The organism is Bacillus sp. F9_6S_D1_P_5 (genome assembly GCF_054823925.1).
The window spans coordinates 160781-179876 of record NZ_JBTREW010000002.1 but is presented as its reverse complement, the minus strand read 5'-3'; the positions used below and the strand labels follow the sequence as shown (position 1 = coordinate 179876).

General features: G+C 36.1%; 21 protein-coding genes and 1 pseudogene. 7 read left to right on the top strand and 15 right to left on the bottom strand.

The window, feature by feature from the left end:
* Positions 1–17: 17 nt before the first annotated feature.
* Positions 18–920: an AraC family transcriptional regulator gene (locus ACUXEY_RS03870; RefSeq protein ID WP_429600778.1), complete on the bottom strand. Its 903-nt coding sequence runs from the start codon at positions 918–920 to the stop codon at positions 18–20.
* Between the two features lie 340 nt (positions 921–1260).
* Here ACUXEY_RS03870 and ACUXEY_RS03865 point away from each other — a divergent pair.
* Positions 1261–1695: pseudogene (locus ACUXEY_RS03865) on the top strand (RNA polymerase sigma factor); the annotation flags it as partial.
* A 5-nt stretch (positions 1696–1700) separates the two neighbouring features.
* Positions 1701–2819: an anti sigma factor C-terminal domain-containing protein gene (locus tag ACUXEY_RS03860; protein ID WP_461300135.1), complete on the top strand. Its 1119-nt coding sequence runs from the start codon at positions 1701–1703 to the stop codon at positions 2817–2819.
* A gap of 43 nt (positions 2820–2862) precedes the next feature.
* Here the strand turns inward: ACUXEY_RS03860 and ACUXEY_RS03855 are convergent, their stop codons facing one another.
* Positions 2863–4242, bottom strand: coding sequence for an MFS transporter (locus ACUXEY_RS03855; RefSeq protein WP_429600780.1), 1380 nt, complete (start codon positions 4240–4242; stop codon positions 2863–2865).
* Positions 4243–4377: 135 nt separating this feature from the next.
* Here ACUXEY_RS03855 and ACUXEY_RS03850 point away from each other — a divergent pair, with 135 nt between their 5' ends.
* Positions 4378–4710 carry a winged helix-turn-helix transcriptional regulator gene (locus ACUXEY_RS03850; RefSeq protein ID WP_061676523.1) on the top strand — a complete coding sequence of 111 codons (333 nt, stop codon included), beginning with the start codon at positions 4378–4380 and terminating at the stop codon, positions 4708–4710.
* A 39-nt stretch (positions 4711–4749) separates the two neighbouring features.
* Here the strand turns inward: ACUXEY_RS03850 and ACUXEY_RS03845 are convergent, their stop codons facing one another.
* The 3 genes from ACUXEY_RS03845 to ACUXEY_RS03835 all read right to left on the bottom strand — a co-directional run bounded on the left by ACUXEY_RS03845 (position 4750) and on the right by ACUXEY_RS03835 (position 8121).
* Positions 4750–5727 carry an HD domain-containing protein gene (locus ACUXEY_RS03845; RefSeq protein WP_429600782.1) on the bottom strand — a complete coding sequence of 326 codons (978 nt, stop codon included), beginning with the start codon at positions 5725–5727 and terminating at the stop codon, positions 4750–4752.
* A 223-nt stretch (positions 5728–5950) separates the two neighbouring features.
* Positions 5951–7057: a metallophosphoesterase gene (locus ACUXEY_RS03840; protein WP_461300134.1), complete on the bottom strand. Its 1107-nt coding sequence runs from the start codon at positions 7055–7057 to the stop codon at positions 5951–5953.
* A 146-nt stretch (positions 7058–7203) separates the two neighbouring features.
* On the bottom strand, positions 7204–8121 hold the full coding sequence (locus tag ACUXEY_RS03835) for an alpha/beta hydrolase (protein ID WP_429600784.1): 918 nt from the start codon (positions 8119–8121) through the stop codon (positions 7204–7206).
* A gap of 168 nt (positions 8122–8289) precedes the next feature.
* On the opposite strand from ACUXEY_RS03835, the gene ACUXEY_RS03830 reads away from it, so the two are divergent.
* Positions 8290–8835 (top strand): TetR/AcrR family transcriptional regulator, encoded by a 546-nt coding sequence (locus ACUXEY_RS03830; RefSeq protein WP_429600785.1) that lies wholly within the window; start codon positions 8290–8292, stop codon positions 8833–8835.
* A gap of 72 nt (positions 8836–8907) precedes the next feature.
* On the opposite strand, the gene ACUXEY_RS03825 is transcribed toward ACUXEY_RS03830, so the two are convergent.
* The 6 genes from ACUXEY_RS03825 to ACUXEY_RS03800 form a co-directional block, all read right to left on the bottom strand.
* Positions 8908–9933, bottom strand: coding sequence for an S-layer homology domain-containing protein (locus tag ACUXEY_RS03825; protein WP_088092234.1), 1026 nt, complete (start codon positions 9931–9933; stop codon positions 8908–8910).
* An 84-nt stretch (positions 9934–10017) separates the two neighbouring features.
* Positions 10018–10269 (bottom strand): hypothetical protein, encoded by a 252-nt coding sequence (locus ACUXEY_RS03820; protein ID WP_048526595.1) that lies wholly within the window; start codon positions 10267–10269, stop codon positions 10018–10020.
* A gap of 112 nt (positions 10270–10381) precedes the next feature.
* Positions 10382–11914, bottom strand: coding sequence for a fatty acid--CoA ligase family protein (locus tag ACUXEY_RS03815; RefSeq protein WP_461300133.1), 1533 nt, complete (start codon positions 11912–11914; stop codon positions 10382–10384).
* 161 nt (positions 11915–12075) lie between these two features.
* On the bottom strand, positions 12076–12504 hold the full coding sequence (locus ACUXEY_RS03810) for a hypothetical protein (RefSeq protein ID WP_461300132.1): 429 nt from the start codon (positions 12502–12504) through the stop codon (positions 12076–12078).
* Between the two features lie 252 nt (positions 12505–12756).
* Positions 12757–13746: a lipoate--protein ligase gene (locus tag ACUXEY_RS03805; RefSeq protein ID WP_000897268.1), complete on the bottom strand. Its 990-nt coding sequence runs from the start codon at positions 13744–13746 to the stop codon at positions 12757–12759.
* Between the two features lie 9 nt (positions 13747–13755).
* The gene (locus tag ACUXEY_RS03800) at positions 13756–14490 is read right to left on the bottom strand and encodes an MBL fold metallo-hydrolase (protein ID WP_429600789.1); all 735 of its coding nucleotides are present in this window, start codon (positions 14488–14490) and stop codon (positions 13756–13758) included.
* A 180-nt stretch (positions 14491–14670) separates the two neighbouring features.
* Between ACUXEY_RS03800 and yhfH the strand changes: the two genes are divergently transcribed.
* A complete protein-coding gene (yhfH, locus tag ACUXEY_RS03795) occupies positions 14671–14799 on the top strand; it encodes a protein YhfH (protein ID WP_000567010.1) in 129 nt (42 codons plus the stop codon).
* 39 nt (positions 14800–14838) lie between these two features.
* On the opposite strand, the gene ACUXEY_RS03790 is transcribed toward yhfH, so the two are convergent.
* Entirely contained in the window at positions 14839–15852 is a 1014-nt protein-coding gene (locus ACUXEY_RS03790) for a LacI family DNA-binding transcriptional regulator (protein ID WP_000103726.1), read from the bottom strand.
* 197 nt (positions 15853–16049) lie between these two features.
* On the opposite strand from ACUXEY_RS03790, the gene ACUXEY_RS03785 reads away from it, so the two are divergent.
* Both ACUXEY_RS03785 and ACUXEY_RS03780 read left to right on the top strand, forming a co-directional pair.
* Entirely contained in the window at positions 16050–16991 is a 942-nt protein-coding gene (locus tag ACUXEY_RS03785; protein ID WP_461300131.1) for a helix-turn-helix transcriptional regulator, read from the top strand.
* Positions 16992–17083: 92 nt separating this feature from the next.
* A complete protein-coding gene (locus tag ACUXEY_RS03780) occupies positions 17084–17584 on the top strand; it encodes a DinB family protein (RefSeq protein WP_166703619.1) in 501 nt (166 codons plus the stop codon).
* A 118-nt stretch (positions 17585–17702) separates the two neighbouring features.
* On the opposite strand, the gene ACUXEY_RS03775 is transcribed toward ACUXEY_RS03780, so the two are convergent.
* The 3 genes from ACUXEY_RS03775 to ACUXEY_RS03765 all read right to left on the bottom strand — a co-directional run bounded on the left by ACUXEY_RS03775 (position 17703) and on the right by ACUXEY_RS03765 (position 18861).
* Positions 17703–18212, bottom strand: a complete 510-nt coding sequence (locus ACUXEY_RS03775; RefSeq protein WP_429600792.1) for a GNAT family N-acetyltransferase — start codon at positions 18210–18212, stop codon at positions 17703–17705.
* A gap of 91 nt (positions 18213–18303) precedes the next feature.
* Positions 18304–18609, bottom strand: a complete 306-nt coding sequence (locus ACUXEY_RS03770) for a DUF2087 domain-containing protein (protein ID WP_429600793.1) — start codon at positions 18607–18609, stop codon at positions 18304–18306.
* A 36-nt stretch (positions 18610–18645) separates the two neighbouring features.
* A complete protein-coding gene (locus ACUXEY_RS03765) occupies positions 18646–18861 on the bottom strand; it encodes a hypothetical protein (protein ID WP_429600794.1) in 216 nt (71 codons plus the stop codon).
* Positions 18862–19096: the final 235 nt, after the last annotated feature.

Here is a 19096-nt window from a genome sequence, read left to right as displayed (position 1 = left end):
GATTCGCTCTTATCCTATTACTTCTTCTTCACCGGTATCCAAAGTTCAATTTGAGCGAACTCACTTTTATCTGCATGGGAACGCTCATCATATAGTTCAAATTCATTAACGCCGCAATGTTCATATCCTGAATGCGGGAACCATTCTGAGAATACAGCATTCCACGTTTGATGAATAGACGATACCATTTCTTCATGAGGAACTTTCGGCGTTGTAAATACAGCATATGTCGCTGCTGGGAAAGTGCGCTTCGCAACTTCATTTGGTACATTTTCAAAGCCTGTAACTTCCATTCCGATAATATAAGTGAAGTCGCCCGTTTCTAAATTAAAATCAGTACATAATCCAAGCTCTACCCATTGGCTCGTATCTTTACGATTCGGAATCGTTGTTCCAAGATCTTTCTGTAAATATTCTTGCCAAAATGCTGGGATGTCTTGATGGTTTTTCCCTTCTTTACTTGTCGTCTTCAGTTCATAGCCCACCATTAAAAATTCTGGTTTATTTACAATACGATATTCCATTTGTATGCCTCCTAAATACGGATTTAATTTTCTTTGTTTTACATTCACGCTGTAATACATCGGCGTTTCAATTTCTTGTTTTCGATATTCACTCGGTGTCATTTGAAATAATTTTTTAAAGGCTCTCGTGAACGTTTCGTGAGATTGAAAGCCATGCTCAAATGCGATATCAATAACTTTTTCATCCGTATGAGAAAGTTGATAAGCTGCCCGGGCTAACCTCCTCTTTCGAACATACTCCATTACTGTATCACCTACTAACGCCTGAAATACACGATGAAAATGTGACTCAGAAAAACCTGCAATGCGAGCTAAATTACGCAGCGTCTGTTTTTCCATGACATCTTCCTCAATATAATCAATTGACCTTTGAATTTGTGTTTCATAGCTTTCCATCTCTGTTCACCCGCCTTATATGTATTATGATAAAAGAGAATCCTATCCAATTCTTGACGTTTTTTACTATATTTTTAAAAACAAATGTAACTTTTTTATATGTATTTCGTTGTTATGTATGAAGGGAGGGAAATATAGTGAAACGCAAACAATCATTAGAAGACATTTACTCCGAGCATATGCAAGATTTATCCCACTTTAATGGGCAGTAAGACCCCCACCTCAAAATGCAGCGAAAGCAAAGAATTTAGGTGGGGGATCAACTGCCCATAAAAGTCCGATTGGTTCAACTAATAATCAGTGGGGGATGAAGAAAACCCCCACTGATTAAAGTTTCACTTTATTTCGCTATCTTCTCTCCCTAACCGGAGATTCCCACTATGCGGAAGATCTCATGCAAGAAACGTTTTACCGAATGCTCGTCCATATTTACTATTATAAAGGAGAAGAAATTAGGCCTTGGTTATTTACAATTGCCTACAACGCCTTTATCGATTGGTATCGAAAAGAAAAAAGATATAAAACAACGACAATTGCAGAATTCCATTTACCAAACGTACCAAGTACAGAGCACTCTTATTTCGTAAAACATGAGATTGCTAGTTGGTTAGACAGTTTATCTTCGCTGCCCCTTGAAAGACGAAATGTCCTGCTACTACGAGATTACTACGGATTCTCATATAAGGAAATAGCAGAAATGACTGGTCTCTCACTAGCGAAAGTGAAAATTGAATTACACCGAGGACGAAAAGAAACGAAAGGCATAAAGGAGTGATTAGGATGGGTTGTACAAAGTTTAAAAAACTGTGGGAGAAATACGAAAACGGAACGCTCACGTATGATGAACAAGAAGAGTTAGAAAGTCATATTGAGACTTGTGAAGAGTGTGAAGCGCATTTGGATGAATTGCTTGCGAAAAGTGAGCCGATAAAGAAAAGGTTACCACCACAAAATTTGAAAGTCCCGTTTTGGAAAATAAAATGGAAACAGCGTTGGCAAACCGTTAGTTTTGTCCTTGCAGTTTGTATAGCAATCTATTTTGTTGGTCATTTTTCATCTTCTTTTTACTTCTATAATATGAAAAAATTAGCTGAAGTAGATGAGATTCCAGCACTCGCACTAGAAGCAACAATTCCAAATAGTCGTTCCACTGGAGGCAGTACAAAAATTAAACCCTTTTTCCGTACAGAAAATGAAATGAATTTAGTTAAAACTGTCGGCAAAAAAGAAGTTCAATTCGGTACAGTAACAACGAAAAGCTTCTTAACGTCTGTAACTGTTACAAATAAATCTTGGGCAAACAAATTGAATTACTCTAATCTTTATTTTGTTCATCCAAAAATAAAACAAGGTGATCACTTAAAAGAATCGTCTAAAAAAGTTTGGGATACACTTGCAAAAGTACATGACGGAACCGTTGCTGAAGTAGCGATATCTTTTGACAAACTATATTCGTTAAAAGAACTAGAATCCATACTATATAGCATATTTGAAGCACAAGAAATGCCACCAACTCCTGTATGGTACGCTTTAGATACAGGACAAGAGAGAATAGATGAGGAAGATTTCATCTTACATGGCGGAGAGGCTATCGGATTTCCAGAACATATAAACCTCCCTGATAGTGAAGCAGAACGACCGAAGACAAAAGAAGATGAAGTAATCGAAATGATGCGTATTCTTTCTACCCATAAAAAAACTGTAAGTAAAACTACTTGGACTCATGAAAAAGAGTTGAACTTAGATAAGCGTTATGAGTATGTAAAAGAGAACGGCGTAAAAGTATACGGCATTGTCATTACAGGTCCGTCAAAAGAGTTATTAAAATCACAAAACTCACCGCACGTTCGTTATGCGACTCTTGGAGATATTGAGGTTTGGAATTGGTTTGATTATTAATGAGAAAAAAGAGAGCATCCAGAAGTGATGCTCTCTTTCTATTTTATTTCCTCTCCACAAACTTCCAAACTAACATTGCTGCACATAAATAGGCGATCCCCATTACTAAAAAACTATAGCTCGCTCCACTGTACCAACTTGATGATTCATTTAAAATGATTCCCGTAATTGCTATACCGACTAATGCACCAATTTGACGATTTACATTTAAAGTTGCTCCAGCCATATTCCCATTTTCACGACCGGCAGATTTCATTACAATTGTAGTCATGGCAGGTACTGCTATACCGATTCCAAGATTAACAACACTATAAATGATTGCAATTCCTATATAACTCACATTATTTACTAGAAGCATTAATAATAAAGACCCTATACTAGCTATAAATAACGCTATGAATAATAACGATTTTGAGTTAAACTTACTCACCATTTTTGCAAATAATACATTCCCAATAACAAATACGCTCATCATTGGCAATAGTTGTAGTCCTGCTACAAACGGGCTTGCTCCATATGCTTTTTGTAAAAAGAGTCCAAACATAAATATGCCGCCAAATAACGCAAAGTTTATTAGAAATCCAACTATATTCGCCGAGATAAATGTCTCGTTTTGGAACAACACTCTTGGTACAACTGAGTTTTTTGATTTTCGTTCTGCATAAACAAAGAGAATAGTAGTTAATACTGTCCCCACTACTCCTCCTAAAATTTGAGGCGAGGACCATCCGTAGCTTGGCCCTTCAATTAGAGTAAACGCCAACAATGTTATTGCAATTATACCGATTAAATGATTCGCTACATTTATTTTCTCCTTTTTCGGTAAAACATTTGGAATCATTACAAAAGCCATTAAAATACCAATCATCCCAAGTGGAAGATTTATAATAAAAATGCTTCGCCAGCCAAATGTATTTACTAAAAGGCCACCAATAAAAGGACCTGTACCAGAGGCGATAGAGACAATTGCCGACCATACCCCAAACATTTTAGCTCTCTTCTTTTCATCTGGAAATGATACTACTAATAAGCTAAGTGAACTTGGCATAAATAAAGCCGCTCCAACACCTTGAAGTACTCGGCCGATAATGAGGGTGTTCCCATTTGTGGCAATCGCACATAAAAGAGATGCGAATACAAAAATGATTAAACCAACCATATATAGTTTTTTTGCTCCAAATCGATTGGCTAATGCCCCTCCAGCGAGTAATAATGCCGCAAAAGATAAGATATATCCGTCGACAATCCATGCCGAACTATATAATGTCAGTCCTAATGTTTCTTGAATATTCACCACTGCAACATTTACTACTGTTACGTCTAATGTTGCCATTATAAAACCCATTGCCAAAGTTATTAAAATGACGATACCTGATTTCTCTTTTGTTTGAACATCTAAATTTCTACTAGCCACTCCATTCACTTGCTAACTCCCCTCTCAAAAATTAGTAATTTACCTATATATTCCTTTAGAACTATAATAAAGAAAGTACTTCATTTATAAAAGTACTGATTTTTTATATAGTACCTATACTTTTATATAGTAAGGAGTGTTTATATGGAAAATGTAAATGAAGAAATTTTATTAAAATGCCCCATTGAAAAAACAATGTCTGTAATAGGTGGAAAGTGGACTTTCTTAATTTTAAGAGATTTGTTCTATGGTCCTAAACGTTTTGCTGAGCTTGAAAGACGTCTAAGTGGCATTAGCCCACGCACACTCTCTCTTCGTTTAAAAGAACTTGAACAAGAAAATATTATAAAGAGAACAATCTATTCAACTATGCCACCTCACGTGGAATATTCACTTACAAAAAAAGGGGAAACACTCCGTCCTATTTTTGACGCGATGAAGGACTGGGGAAATGAGTGGAAAATATTGGATAAATAAAAAGAAGGTATCATCTTATGTGATGATACCTTCTTTCTATTAATCCGAAATCACTTTCACATACATCCCTCTCACCGCTTTTTCATACGCAACCTCACTCATCTGTCTTATTTTTTCCGACACAACAGACGATGTAACAACTTCACCTTCACGAAGTAACGGAGGATCAATAAGACGGACTTTATTTTTCTGATACAAATCATAATCGTTTCTATCTTCTTTTACTTTTACATTCGGATGAACTTTTCTTAATAAAGCATGTACTTCTGAATCATTACATTGCTGCAATTTCGAAATAAGCTCATCATCTTCAAGAAGAAAATCATCTGCATGAATAATCCTTTTATGAAGTGCTAACTTTAACGTTTTCGCTAACATGTCGTTTCCGTAAATATTCATTGGTTTCATAAAGAAATCAATTACTTCTTTGTAATACGTTTCTGTAAACCATTCTGCCATTTCGACACTTTGAAGAACCATCTTCCCATCTACTGCGATGACATCTTCTAAAAGACTGTGAACTTCTTCTAAAGAAATATAACCATATGTATACATATCTCGTAACGTATAATCCACTCTGTCTGCACATAATTCTGGTGCTGACCTTTCGAGTAACGTCCATTTCGAATCATCTAACAAAATATCTTCATAGTTATAACCATACTTCGAAAGGATTGCTGGAATTTCTGAGTTTTTCACTACAGAACTAAATATCTCTTCATGATAACTTTCACCCTCATTATGAAAGACATAATCAATCACGTGGGAAAAAGCAGTATGTGATACGTCATGTAGTAAACCTGCAATTTGTTCTTCAACTGAACCACCGAGTTTTTTAACCAACAACATAACGCCAACTGAATGATCAAATCGTGTTACATTCCATTTCTCATTTATTAAGTAGCTTGCGCCAGCTTGATGAATACCTTTTAGTCTTTGCACAGACTTACTTGAAATTAATTCTTCTACTACTTGATCCACTTCAAATTCTCCGTATAGTACATCTGATATGCTCACTTATAATCCCCCTTTATTTCAGCAGAATCTTCTAATCGTACCTCTTTTATGAAATCGACATCAATACAAACATTAAATTTAAATATATCGATATTAAATTACAAGTATTGTATATTATACATGTCTGTTATTTCTTTTAATTCATTTTTTTATTGAGTGCTCCTTATGTGGAGCCTTTTTTTATTGAAAAAATAGAGAGCAATTCGCTCTCTATTTTATACACCTATTCAAACGTAACTTCCACCTGTACAATCTCAGATCTACTTCCAAGTCTAAGCGGTGGTCCCCAAAATCCGAAACCAGAAGAAACAATCGCGTGGAATGCACCTTTTTGTGCGTATCCCCAGTCTAGTTCGTACATTCTTCTCGTTACAATATGATTCGGCGCCATTTGTCCGCGGTGCGTGTGACCGGATAATAGTAAATCTACGCCAGCATCCGCTGCTTGTTTTAATTCAAACGGTTGGTGATCCATTGCGATAACTGGCATGGATTTATCCACTGTACTCATAAGTTTTTCAAAGCTTTGGCGATCTCGCTCAGTTTTATCTCTTCTTCCAACGAGATAAAACTGATCTTCAATTGTGATCACTTCATCTAACAGAATACGAATATCGATTTTATCCATCTCTTGCAAAAATTCCGGAACCGCTCGTCCGTAATATTCGTGGTTTCCTAACACACCATATATGCCTAATGGAGCTTTCATTTGTTTCATAATATGTCCCATATTTTTTTGAATGAACACACCTGGATGATCATCGATAATATCACCTGGCAGTAAAATAATATCAGGCTCCATCTCATTTACATGACGGACAAGTCTTTTTAAATGCGAAACGCCAGATAATTTACCGAAATGCATATCAGAAGCCATCGCAATGCGTAAGCTTTTACGTCCCTCTACTTTTTTCGGTATGTGCACCTCGTACTTTCTAACTACCGGGCTATATGCGTTGAATACCCCATATGCAAAAATAAAGATAAACGCAAGTAACACGGCCGTTCCTGTCCAAATAATTGCCGCTTCTTTCTCCACTGAAAACTGTAAAAAAAAGACCGTAATATTCGCTAACGGCAACAGCATAAGCGCATATTGTATGACCGCAAACCAAATCGAACCTATCGTTCGTAGAAATGGTAAGAACTTAAACACTTGCACGAGAATGTACGCATATGAAATAAATCCGACTACGAAAGCGTAATATCCCCAAGATTCCCAGCCAAACACCGTACTAAGCCAAACCCAACCGTTCCAGCCGATGTAAAACATGAGTAGTGTGTATACAATTAAAATAGTGAATATATTGAAATAACGAAGATTTTTCACAGCCAGCCTCCTTATTCATTTCTTCTATTATATCTTGTTATGCACTTATAACGTAAATATTAAGCACAGCCATCTTCACAATAAAAACCTCTAACTGCTAGATGCAAACTTAACAATTAGAGGTGCAATTCAAAACAAAATTACTTTTACAGATTTTCGTTATAGAAACTTGTTAATTTTTCAACTGCAATTTTTACTGGTTCTGGTTGGTCATATAAATCGTAATGACTCGCACCTTCCACAACAAGTAAATCTTTTTTCTCTGAAGCTGCTTTCTCATACAGCTCATGACCATCTTTATAAGAACCGAATGCGCCTTGCTTGCTTCCGACAATAATTTGTAACGGCTGTGTTAATAATATATCTGCTAAATGGAACGCATCAAAACCAATTACCGATCCCATGCTCGTAAAATTTAACTTATTTGGAGAGTTAACACTTTGCCCACGCGGTGTTGTATAATACTCAACTGCTTCTACAATATCTATATCCGTCATACCTGCTGCCTTTAATTCCTCTTGATTTTTAGGAATCCAGTTTGTAATCATCGCCTCTGCTCCGCGCGCTTCAGCAGTACGTTGTTTACCGATGGCCTCTAACACCCCGATTGGATCAGCTTCACGATTTAATCGGCCGATATTTGCACCAACAACTGTGCCAACTGCTTTAATACGGCGCTCCGTCATTGCGGCATTTACCGCATATCCTCCGCCCGCACAAACACCTAATACACCGATACGTTCTTCATCTACATAAGGAAGAGTAGTTACATAATCTACCGCTGAGCGAATATCTTCAACGCGCGCAGCTGGTTCTTCCATATATCTCGGTGCCCCTTCACTTTCACCTTGATACGATGCATCAAACGCAAGCGTTACATAACCTTGTTCTGCTAACTTCTCCGCATATAATCCTGCCGTTTGATCTTTACAGCTACTACCTGGATGCACACAAACAATCGCTGCATTTTGTTTCTTTTCCTCAGCACCTACAGGAATATTTAAAATGCCTGCAACTCGTAATCCTCTTGCATAAAAATGAACATTTCTCTTCGTAACTGCCATATATAAAACCACCCTTACTTTATTTTTAATTTACACTTGCGAGAGTTAATACTCACGTGTATATTTATGATAAAGCGAGCAAGCACTTGTTTCAATGACCACATTTATGCATTTGGGTGATAATACACACATAACGAAATATGTGTATCAACAACGGAGGAACACCATATGGAGAAAATCGATAGAAGAATTATAAAATCACAAAACGCCATTCAATCTGCATTTATCGAAATGTTAATTGAAGATGGCTTTGACGAAATTACAGTAAAAAACATTACAGAAAAAGCAAACATCGGAAGAAAAACTTTCTACCTACACTACTTAGATAAATACAATTTATTAGACAAAATTGTGGACGATCATTTAAATCAATTAAGAGAAATATGCGATATAAAACAAACAAAAGGCTATATAGAAGGAACTGTCATATGGTTTGAATACTTCAAAGAACATAAACCATTTTTCGCGTCGTTATTTAGAAGCAATAGCACATTATCATTTCAGAAAAAGCTCCTAACGTTCATCATGGGTGAACTAGAAAAAAAATTAAACACAAATACGTCAGTAAATAAAAACATTGATACACACATCGTTTTAAAATTTTTAGGAACAGCTGTCATGGGCATTTTGGAATCTTACGTGTTGGATGAAATTGATAATGATGTTGAGTATGTTGCGATGCAGGTTGGGGAGTTAATGAAGAGGAATATATAACAATGCAAAAAGGAAGATTTGAAGTTCAAATCTTCCTTTTTTATTTATACAAAATCTAGTATACGTTTTAATTTATTTCTTTAACTTATCCGTCTTCGCAATAAATTGTGCTGCTTCCGCACGGCTTACTGCTTTATCTGGAGCCCAGCCATTATCTGTTCCAACTGAAATGTTTTCTTGGATTAAAATATTGGCATACTTCGCACCCCAATGATTTTTTAAGTCAGCAAATTCTTTTGGTAGTTTAACATTTTCATTTCTTTCTAATTTATATGCATTTACTAACATAGAAGCCATTGATGCACGGTTAATAATTCCATTCGGATTAAAATTACCCTTCTCATCACCTTTTACAATACCTGCGTTTTCAACAGCAGCGATATATGGAGTTGCCCAGTGATTTTGTGCGTCAGGGAATGATGGCTTTGCATCTTTATTAATTTCTAACCCTAAAACAGTTGCTAATATTTTTGCAGCTGAACTACGATCGATATTTTCAGCCGGAGCAAATGTACCGTTTGGCTTACCGTGCACTGCTTCTTTATCTACTAAATATTGAACTGATTCTTGTGCCCAAGCTGGTACATCTGAGAATTTAGGCTTCTGTTCAATTGCACTTGCATCGATTTCAAACTGTAGTTGATATTTATGATCGTATTTAATTGCTGGAATTAATATATGCATTTGCATATTATATTTTTTCGAGAACTCACCAATTTCAAATTGAACCACTTTCGTACCGTTATTCGCTTTATCTTCGGAGATTACTTTTACATCATGGAATGTCCCTGCTTTATTTGGATCTTCTACTCTAAGGTACTGAAAATAGCTACTATCTTGAACTGTTAACGTAACGATTTTCTTATCACCTTGAATGGTTACTTTTGGATTTTTTAAATATGTAGACGCAACTGATGTATCATTCGTTTGATCTTTATAAGTCTTTAAAATAACGTCATATGTGCCATCTGCTAGTTTACTATTTGCTTTCATTTCTACTGCCGCTTCTGCTTTCGCAATCGGTGCCATAACACCACTAAATGGAACTGCTAAAGTTGCCGCTATAACGAATGCATTGATATATTTTTTCTTAATCATTATCAACATAACCTCTCTCTTTATATGATTATACCCAACATAACCATCATATTGATAATGATTATCAATGTCAAATAAAAAATATCATTTCCTACACAAATACGCCTTTCGTTCATTTTTAAATAGTAAATAATGTGCCGTATGAACTTTCCGTTCTAAATAATCGATAGAATACGAGCTTGATGGATCAACTAAATCACCTATCGCACCTGAAAGATGATCAATGACTTGCTGCAGTATTTCTAAGTTTTTCTTTTCACTTTCAGAATTCATTTCATCCATAATGTCACAAATCAGGTATTGAACTCTCCGTAAACGTAATTCCTTTTGCTCCACGTATATCTCCTCCTTATTAGTCATATTACGGTTTAAATATATGGGGTTATAGCTTAACCAATTCTAAAAAATACAAAGGCAACCACCTTCAGAAAGATGGTTGCCTCTATTTTTAAACTTGCATCGCTTTCTCTTTTAACGCTCTTCTTAACAATTTACCCGTCGTATTCTTTGGTAACTCTGTTAAAAATTCGATACTCATTGGCACTTTATATTTTGCTAAATGTAACGTGCAATAGTGCATAAGTTCCTCTTCTGTTACGTTAGCTTGTTTCAAAACGACGTAAGCTCGCACTGCTTCTCCTAAGTTTTCATCAGGAACGCCGATTACGACAACTTCTGCTACTGATTCGTGTGTGTACAATACTTCCTCTACTTCACGAGGGTATACGTTATAACCGCCAACTAGGACGATATCTTTTTTGCGATCAACGATATAGAAGTAACCTTCTTCATCCATTTTCGCTAAGTCTCCTGTATACAGCCAGCCGTCTTTTAATGTCGCAGCTGTATCTTCTGGTGCGTTATAGTATCCTTTCATAACGTTAGGTCCGCGAACAATTAATTCACCGACTGCCCCAACAGGTACTTCTTCCCCAAGTTCGTTCACAATTTTATTTTCTACATGCCAAATATTTGTACCGATCGACCCTGGTTTACGCGGACGATCGAGCGGGTTAAAACAAGTTACTGGTGATGCTTCTGATAAACCGTATCCTTCTGAAACGATAACGTCAAAACGTTTTTCAAAGTTTTGCAGAAGAGCAACAGGCATGGATGCACCACCTGAAATACAAAGGCGAAGCGTCTTCACATCTTCTGCGCCTGCTTCTTCAAATAAATATAAATAATTGTACATCGTCGGTACACCAGCAAAAATCGTTGGTTCGTACGTGCGACAAATACGGAATACTTCTTTCGGACTAAATTTCGGTAACATTAAAATAGTTGCCCCGTTCACAATCGGTGCATTGACCGCCACTGTTAAGCAGAACACGTGGAACATTGGCAGTGCCGCAACGACGCGATCATCAGCAGTAAATTGTAAATAGGACGCAACATCGTTCGAATTACTATATAAATTTTTATGTGTTAACATAGCGCCTTTCGGTTTTCCAGTCGTGCCTGAAGTGTATAGAATAACCGCTACATCTTCTTCATCTAGCTCAGGGCCTTCGTAAGTTAAATCTCCAGCCCCTATCATTGTCGTAAACGTTTTCATTTTTTCGGTTTCTGTATGGTTAAAATCTGATGAGGTTTCACATATGATGATGTTTTCAAGTGAAGGAAGTCTTGTTGTAAGAGATTGTATAACAGGTAGAAGGACGTCGAGTACGATGATTGTTTTTACATCTCCATTTTGTAAAATGTAATGCATTTCGTCTGCTGTATAAATTGGATTAACCGGAATAACAGTTGCTCCAGCTTTCATTGTTCCATATAAACCGACCAAAAAATGTGGTGAGTTTCCAACAACTAATGCGACATTGTCCCCTTTTCCAATGCCCATTGCTGCTAAATTGCTAGAAAACCTTGTGACCATTTTGTTTATTTGGTCATACGAGACCGACTGATCCATAAATATATAAGCCGGTTTATCCCCCTTCTTTTTCGCCGTTTCAGCCAAAGATTGAACGAGATTCACACAAACCCCACCTTTATAAAATTTAGAATATTTAAAAATTCTAAATTAATTATATTAAAAGAAAATTAAAGTAGCAAGTGATATTCCATTAACTGCATATACAACGATCACCTCCTTTTGAATCTCTTTGGAAGGATAAGGGAATTCTATTTGTTAGCAAACTATGAAACGAGTGCTAAAATCATTTCAGGATAATATGCATTCATCTTTTCACTAAGTTTTTTTAGCTCCTCTTTATTCAAGCTCGTATGCTCCCCATACAAGTTGATTGCATCCGCTCCATTTTCATGAAAAAACAATGTAACATATAACGTTGGTATTCCTTTATTGTCCTCATCTATCGAAAAGACAAGATCTGGCGTTTTATTCACCGTACTAAACGTTTCATTTCTTTTCCATTTCTTATTTTGAAACATAGTTTGTATATCAGCTATCTTTCGTTTATTATCCGTATGCGTAAAATATATAACATGATCCTTCGCTGGCTTTCCAATAGATAAAAGTGTGCGACTTGAAGACGTTTCATCGTTACAGGCTGTCATTCCGATAACGAAGCTGAGTAGTAATACAACGTACATTATCCTCTTCATTTCAATCCGCCTCCTTTTGAATATATATATGCCTTTACGAGGGGCAAATGTCCTGTGATTTTATGGTGAATGAAATTATATCGGCGATTTTTCAGATATATCAGCGCAACTCAATTTATATCAGCGATTTTCCAAATATATCGACCGTAACTCGAAATATATCAGCGATTTTTCTAATATATCGACTTACCGACAAAACGCGACAATCTACGCAAAAAAAAGAGGCTGCCGTTACGGCAGCCTCCCTTATTTTTAGAAGAATAAATGTAAGAAATCTTCTGTTGTAATATTACCGAAGTAGCGTTTAATATCTACGCCTTCTAAAGCTGCAGTGAATGCATCTTTATCAAATTGTACACCTGTTAGACGCTCTTCAATGTCATGCACATCTAATGAACCGAAGAAATCACCGTAAATTTTACATTCTGTTACTGTTCCTTTTTTCACTTCAAGACGAACGTCAACTTGTCCAACTGGGAATCGGTGTGAATGTTGTAAGTTGAACTTCGGAGATTTTCCGTAGTTCCAATCCCAATTTTGGTAGCGCTCTTCAGATAGTTTATGGATTTCTTTCCAATCATTTTCTGTTAATTCGTACGTTGGAATTTCTGTTTCCCCTTCGAAAATTGTTTCTAGAAGAAGTTGTCTAAACTCTTCTGTCGTCATTTTTTCGTTTAAAAACTCTGTAATGTTCGCAACGCGGCTACGGATTGATTTAATACCTTTTGATTGAATCTTATCCATTTTTACTTTTAACGCTGATACGACGTGATCGATTTCAGAGTCAAATAGTAACGTACCGTGACTGAACATACGACCTTTCGTTGAGAACTGCGCGTTACCTGAAATTTTTCTACCTTCAGCTAAAATGTCGTTACGACCACTTAATTCTGCATTTACGCCTAATTTACCAAGCGCTTTCGTTACAGGCTCTGTGAATTTTTTGAAGTTGCTGAAACTGTCTCCATCATCTTTCGTAATAAAGCTGAAGTTTAAGTTTCCTAAATCGTGATATACTGCGCCTCCGCCAGATAGACGACGAACGACATGAATCCCTTTTTCTTTTACGTAATCTGCATTAATTTCTTCTACTGTGTTTTGGTTTTTACCAATGATAATGGAAGGTTCATTAATGTAGAACAGTAAGTATGTTTCGTTAATATCTAAATTCTTCACACAATATTCTTCAATTGCTAAGTTTATTCTAGGATCTGTAATTCCTTTATTATCAATAAATAACATCATATCACCTCATGAGTTCCATACGTAGCCACTATGCGCTAGCGTAATATGGCCACTGAAAATTTGTTTTGCTTCTGTTACTAAATCAGATGGGTTGCCTGTATGCGGTAAGTGCGTTAATAAAAGCTCTTTTACGTTCGCATCTTTCGCAATACTTGCCACTTCTGTACTATTCATATGTCCTGCTTTTGCTGCTTCTTGATGTGCATACATATTACACTCACAAATGAAAAGATCAGCATCTTTTGTGAATGGAATAAATTCAGGAATATAACTGGAATCAGCGCTATATACTACAGCCTCACTACCAGCTGTAATACGCATCGCAAAGCATGTAACAGGATGAACAGTTTTTAAGAATGAAATCGAGAACGGTCCAATTTGAAGTGCTTCTTCTGGATTGTACGCGATTCCTTTCGTATGTGGTTCATGCGTTAAAGAATGGAATCCATTCTCGTCAAACGTATGACCGTATATTGGTAATTCCGGTAGTTGCCCCTTCGCCCCGCTCATAATTAATCTCGCATATTGCAATACCCCAATGTCTGCAACATGATCGTGATGATAATGCGAAAGTACAACTGCATCTATATCAGATGGTGTTATATATTTTTGAAGCTGTGCTAGTACACCACTACCACAGTCGACAAGTAAACGAAAACCATCGTGTTCAAACAAATACCCCGACGTTGCTTCTCCCGCTTCAGGAAAGCCGCCCCAAAAGCCGACAACAGTCATTTTCATATGTATCCATCCTTTCTAAAACCGAGTAGGAATGCATGTTTCACTTACATCCTACATTGTTAACTATAATCCATTTCCTAAACTTTTTCATTAATTTTCAATTTTGTTATAAAACAGTTGTTGACTTTTATTTTTTGTACTAATACAATGATAGTAAGAAATGGAAATGGAGGGATTGACATGATCGATCAACCAATGGAGTTTTTCAGAAATTTGCCGACGAAAACTTGTGCGCACTGCGGGAAAGAAATTGATGAGCAACACGAAGCATACCATAACAAATGTGATGACTGCGTTCACGAAGAATAGTAGTTTGTGAACATAAAAAAACCTAGCAGACATAGTCTACTAGGCTAATAACATCGTATCCTTCATCGTTGAACCTTTCACCAAGAGCTCCAGTTCAAACTCATACAATTCTTTTTTTCGATAATTTTTCGTATGGATTTTATCCATCATCAGGTCGACAACTTTTCGGGCCATCTCATCGATTGGCTGTTCAATTGTCGTAATACCTGGCTCTGTAATCTGTGATAAAATTTGATTATCAAAACCGATAACAGCTAGATCATCTGGAATGCTCCAGTCATGGCGTTTCGCCTCTGAAATAATTCCAGCTGCTACTTCATCGCCTCCTGCCAAAATCGCGGTAGGATTTTTTTTGTCCTTTAATACTTCATGGAATATTCGTTTTCCATCCTCCCAAGAGAAAGCGTTTTCAAGAAAATCGATCGCTTCTACTTGGCGGCTCTTCTCTGTTATGGCACGTAAAAAGCCCATTTTTCGCTGTTGACTAACCACTTTGGTTTCGTTACCACGACAAAAAATAAGATTACGATATCCTTGTTCTAACACATGCTTCGCAGCTATGTATGCTCCTTGTGCATGGTCAAACTTCACTGTCGGAACATTTGCTTCCTCAATATATTCATTACATAACACGATTGGACCGTGCTGTAAGTATGGCTCTACATCTTCCCACGGATTTTCTAGTGAACATAGAATAATCCCATCTACTTGTTTCGTAGATAATAATTGTAAATACTCCATCTCTTTTTCCGGTAAATATCTTGTTTGACAAATAATCAGTTTATATTTATGTTCAGAAGCAGCAATCTCGATTGCTTCGATAAATCTACTGAAGAAAGGATTTGTAATCCTTGGAACTAGCACCGCAATTGTTTCCGTCTTTTGTTTACGAAGCCTTCTCGCCGCAGAATTAGGAACGAAGCCTAAATGCTTCATTGCTAATTGAACCCTTTTTTTCTTCTCATCTGAAACATATGGATGATTATTAATCACCCTAGAAACCGTTGTCCTTGATAACCCCGCTAATTTCGCCACGTCCTCTATAGTCGACACGAAATTCTCCCCCTTTGCATGAAAACGTTTTCTTAAATTGATTATATAGTATATTATTGGAAACTGCAACATGGGTTGTTATGATTTTACTATATTAATATTATACATAGGGAAAAGTATGTTAATGGGAGGAGAATTTATACTACTTTTAGAAGTTTACAGGAGGCATATTTATTAAAGATAAAAGGAGATATTTCATGAATCGGACGGATCGTTTATTAGCTATATTAATTGAATTACAAAGAAGACAAACTGTTACAGCACAAAACTTAGCGGAAAAATTTGAGACAAGTATAAGAACGATTTATCGAGACATGGATGCACTTAGTGAATCTGGCGTCCCACTTTTCGCCATGCCCGGCCACGGCTACTCATTAATGGATGGTTATTTCTTACCACCCATTCAACTTACGCCTGAAGAGGCTGTTACTCTTTTATTAGGCGGTGATTATATCGAGAAAACTTTCACTTCTTCTTTTTCTGTACATGCACGATCAGCAAAAGAGAAACTTGAAATTGTTCTCCCTACTGATCAACAAAAGAAAGCCCAGGAATTACGAGGAACTTTTCGTTTCCTTTCTCCTATATTTTCACATCAGCAATCTGAACAAGAAAAGCTGGAAAATCAAATTCTCCTATTGCAAGAAGCTATTCAAAAAGAACAGGCTATCTCTTTTTCTTATCTGAAACCGAGAGAAACTACAAAAATAAAACGGACCGTTCATCCTTACGGCTTAGTCAATATTTCAGGAATTTGGTACATCGTTGCCTACTGTTTACTTAGAAAACAAATACGTAATTTCCGCTTAGATCGAATGGAGAAATTACAGCAAGAACAAGAATCCTTTACAAAACCCGAAGACTTTTCTTTGCAAGAATATCAGCCCGCAAGCAACCGTACTGTGATGATTCATTTATTATTCCCATCCCGTATTGCACATAAAATTATTGAATCACGATACTTCTTTATAGATTCATACGAACATAGAAATGATGGTTTTCACGTCTTTTTGAAATCAAGAAACATAGATGAAGTGTTTCAATGGGTATTGAGTTGGGGAAGCCAAGTGCAAGTACTTGAGCCAAACGTTCTATCTGAAAAAATCCGTGATGAAGCAAAGAAAATGTTACAACTTTAATTTTTGCATTTCACTACTGACATAATGTTGTCAGCATTACTTCTTTATAGTAGGTATTAACAAATACATTTTCATAAAAAGGAGTTAGTGATATGAAGAAATTTGAAGAGTTAGCAACGTACTACATAGAGGAATTAGAAAAGTACTCTATAGAACAATTTAGGACGAAGCCGTCTAGCGAAGAATGGTCTCTTGGTCAAATGTATAATCATTTAATTGCCTCTACATATATGCAGTTAGATGCCATTGCGAAATGTAAAATTGAAACACCATCAGCAACAAACAAGAAAACGGATATGGGTGAAAAAGTATATAAACTTGGTGCTTTTCCAAATATACAAATCAAAGTACCAAATCATCCTGGATATACACCTGAAAATCCCTCTAATAAAGAAGAAATACAAAAACGTATTCTAGAATTAATTACAGTTGTTAAAGATATTGAGCCAACACTTTCTTCTATTCCAAGTGATTGTAAAGTAAAGCACCCTGGGCTTGGCTACTTACATGCAGCAGAATGGTTCCAGCTTATTTCTATGCATTTTGCACATCATCTTCGTCAGAAAGAGCGATTGGAATTTAAGGTTTGCTAAGTGTAAACCTTCCACTAAAAAAAGACTGCCAATATTGGCAGTCTTTTCAGTACAATATGCACCGACTATACAATTACTCATAAAATCCCACTTTCTATCAATAGAAAACTCCTTTATTTCATTCAATGTAAAAACCCATCAATACGTCATCTCCATAAGATCCATCTTCATATTTAATTTGCTTTCTTTGTCTTCCTTCTTCTACAAATCCCATACGTTTATACACCTTAATCGCCCTATCATTAATAGAAACTACGCCTAAGCAAATTTTCTCTAAACCTTCCTGTCCTTTAGCCCAGCTAATAAGAAATTCAATTAGTTTTGTACCAATGCCTTGATTACAGTACGCCTCTCTAATCCCCATTCCCATTGTACCTACATGCCGTAGACGTTCTAGTTCGTAGCGATTGAAAAGTAAAAAGCCAACCACCTTACTATCTGCTTCATAAACTATATAAAGATTCCCTTTTCTATTGCCTTTCCGTATCTTTTCTTTTTCTGCATCAATATCATTTGGCAATTTATTTGGAGATACTATAAAAAACTTTGTAGTAGTTTCCGATAATATAATTTCTTTTCTAATATTCATAATGGATTCTGCATCAATCTCTTTTGCTAATCGTATCACTGAATCACCTCTTACCTTTTTCTCGAAAGAATAATGCTAAATGCATAACTAGCGTGAACTCATCATCAGTAGGGATTCCCCCGCTAATTCATTATTTTAACTCCTCCCACTTCGTCCACACTTCTCTCCCGTTTATATGGTACATATTATCCTCTCGCTCCATAAACCCGTGTACAATGAACTCGCGTCTAATCGTACAAAAATCATCGTGATACTGTTTTATAAAAGTATTAATTTCTTTTTCCGTATATTGATTTCCAGCGTGTAACTTGCTAATTAAATGCTCCAACAATACTAGTTTTTTCTTCTTTTGACCTGGAATCGATTTTAGACGGTCCTCTTTATCGAAAAAGTTACGAATCGTCGTATCTCTGAATTTTATTTCATTTTCGGTCATTTTGTTATCCTCCATCGGTTTTTAAATAATACAACTTTATTGTTTGTCCTTATTACTTTTCTTCATTCTTTTACTTACAACATCCATAAGGTAATATCCGCTAATTAGCACATAGTAAACTGCAAGTATTCCTAATGCATCTTTTATATTTATATATTTTTCTTTATGAAACAAGATAGGTGAAAGGGCGTAAACAAGAAAGATGATTAGCGGATTTACGATAAAATAATAAGTAAGATTTCCTTTCATCATATCAACTCCTCTATTCTAGTTTTCTCTGTAAATTGTTGTAATTCCTTTTCTTTCGTTTAGACTGCAATCAGAAATTAAAAGCAAGAGCTCCAAGGACAAATTAATTGAGCCTCTGGAATAGCTGAATTAATACAGAAAATAAAAAATCTATTTTCTAAAACATTGGTGTTATTGCAAAGGACTTTTGTATTATTAATGTATAGTAAAAAATTTATAGGAGTATAAGTAAATAGAA

Excerpts from the sequence above, each read along its gene's own strand:
- ACUXEY_RS03870 (WP_429600778.1), bottom strand. The coding sequence starts at position 920 with ATGGAAAGCTATGAAACACAAATTCAAAGGTCAATTGATTATATTGAG.
- ACUXEY_RS03860 (WP_461300135.1), top strand. The coding sequence starts at position 1,701 with ATGGGTTGTACAAAGTTTAAAAAACTGTGGGAGAAATACGAAAACGGA.
- ACUXEY_RS03850 (WP_061676523.1), top strand. The coding sequence starts at position 4,378 with ATGGAAAATGTAAATGAAGAAATTTTATTAAAATGCCCCATTGAAAAA.
- ACUXEY_RS03835 (WP_429600784.1), bottom strand. The coding sequence starts at position 8,121 with ATGGCAGTTACGAAGAGAAATGTTCATTTTTATGCAAGAGGATTACGA.
- ACUXEY_RS03830 (WP_429600785.1), top strand. The coding sequence starts at position 8,290 with ATGGAGAAAATCGATAGAAGAATTATAAAATCACAAAACGCCATTCAA.
- ACUXEY_RS03825 (WP_088092234.1), bottom strand. The coding sequence starts at position 9,933 with ATGATTAAGAAAAAATATATCAATGCATTCGTTATAGCGGCAACTTTA.
- ACUXEY_RS03810 (WP_461300132.1), bottom strand. The coding sequence starts at position 12,504 with ATGAAGAGGATAATGTACGTTGTATTACTACTCAGCTTCGTTATCGGA.
- ACUXEY_RS03805 (WP_000897268.1), bottom strand. The coding sequence starts at position 13,746 with ATGTTATTTATTGATAATAAAGGAATTACAGATCCTAGAATAAACTTA.
- ACUXEY_RS03800 (WP_429600789.1), bottom strand. The coding sequence starts at position 14,490 with ATGAAAATGACTGTTGTCGGCTTTTGGGGCGGCTTTCCTGAAGCGGGA.
- yhfH (WP_000567010.1), top strand. The coding sequence starts at position 14,671 with ATGATCGATCAACCAATGGAGTTTTTCAGAAATTTGCCGACGAAAACT.
- ACUXEY_RS03785 (WP_461300131.1), top strand. The coding sequence starts at position 16,050 with ATGAATCGGACGGATCGTTTATTAGCTATATTAATTGAATTACAAAGA.
- ACUXEY_RS03780 (WP_166703619.1), top strand. The coding sequence starts at position 17,084 with ATGAAGAAATTTGAAGAGTTAGCAACGTACTACATAGAGGAATTAGAA.
- ACUXEY_RS03770 (WP_429600793.1), bottom strand. The coding sequence starts at position 18,609 with ATGACCGAAAATGAAATAAAATTCAGAGATACGACGATTCGTAACTTT.
- ACUXEY_RS03765 (WP_429600794.1), bottom strand. The coding sequence starts at position 18,861 with ATGATGAAAGGAAATCTTACTTATTATTTTATCGTAAATCCGCTAATC.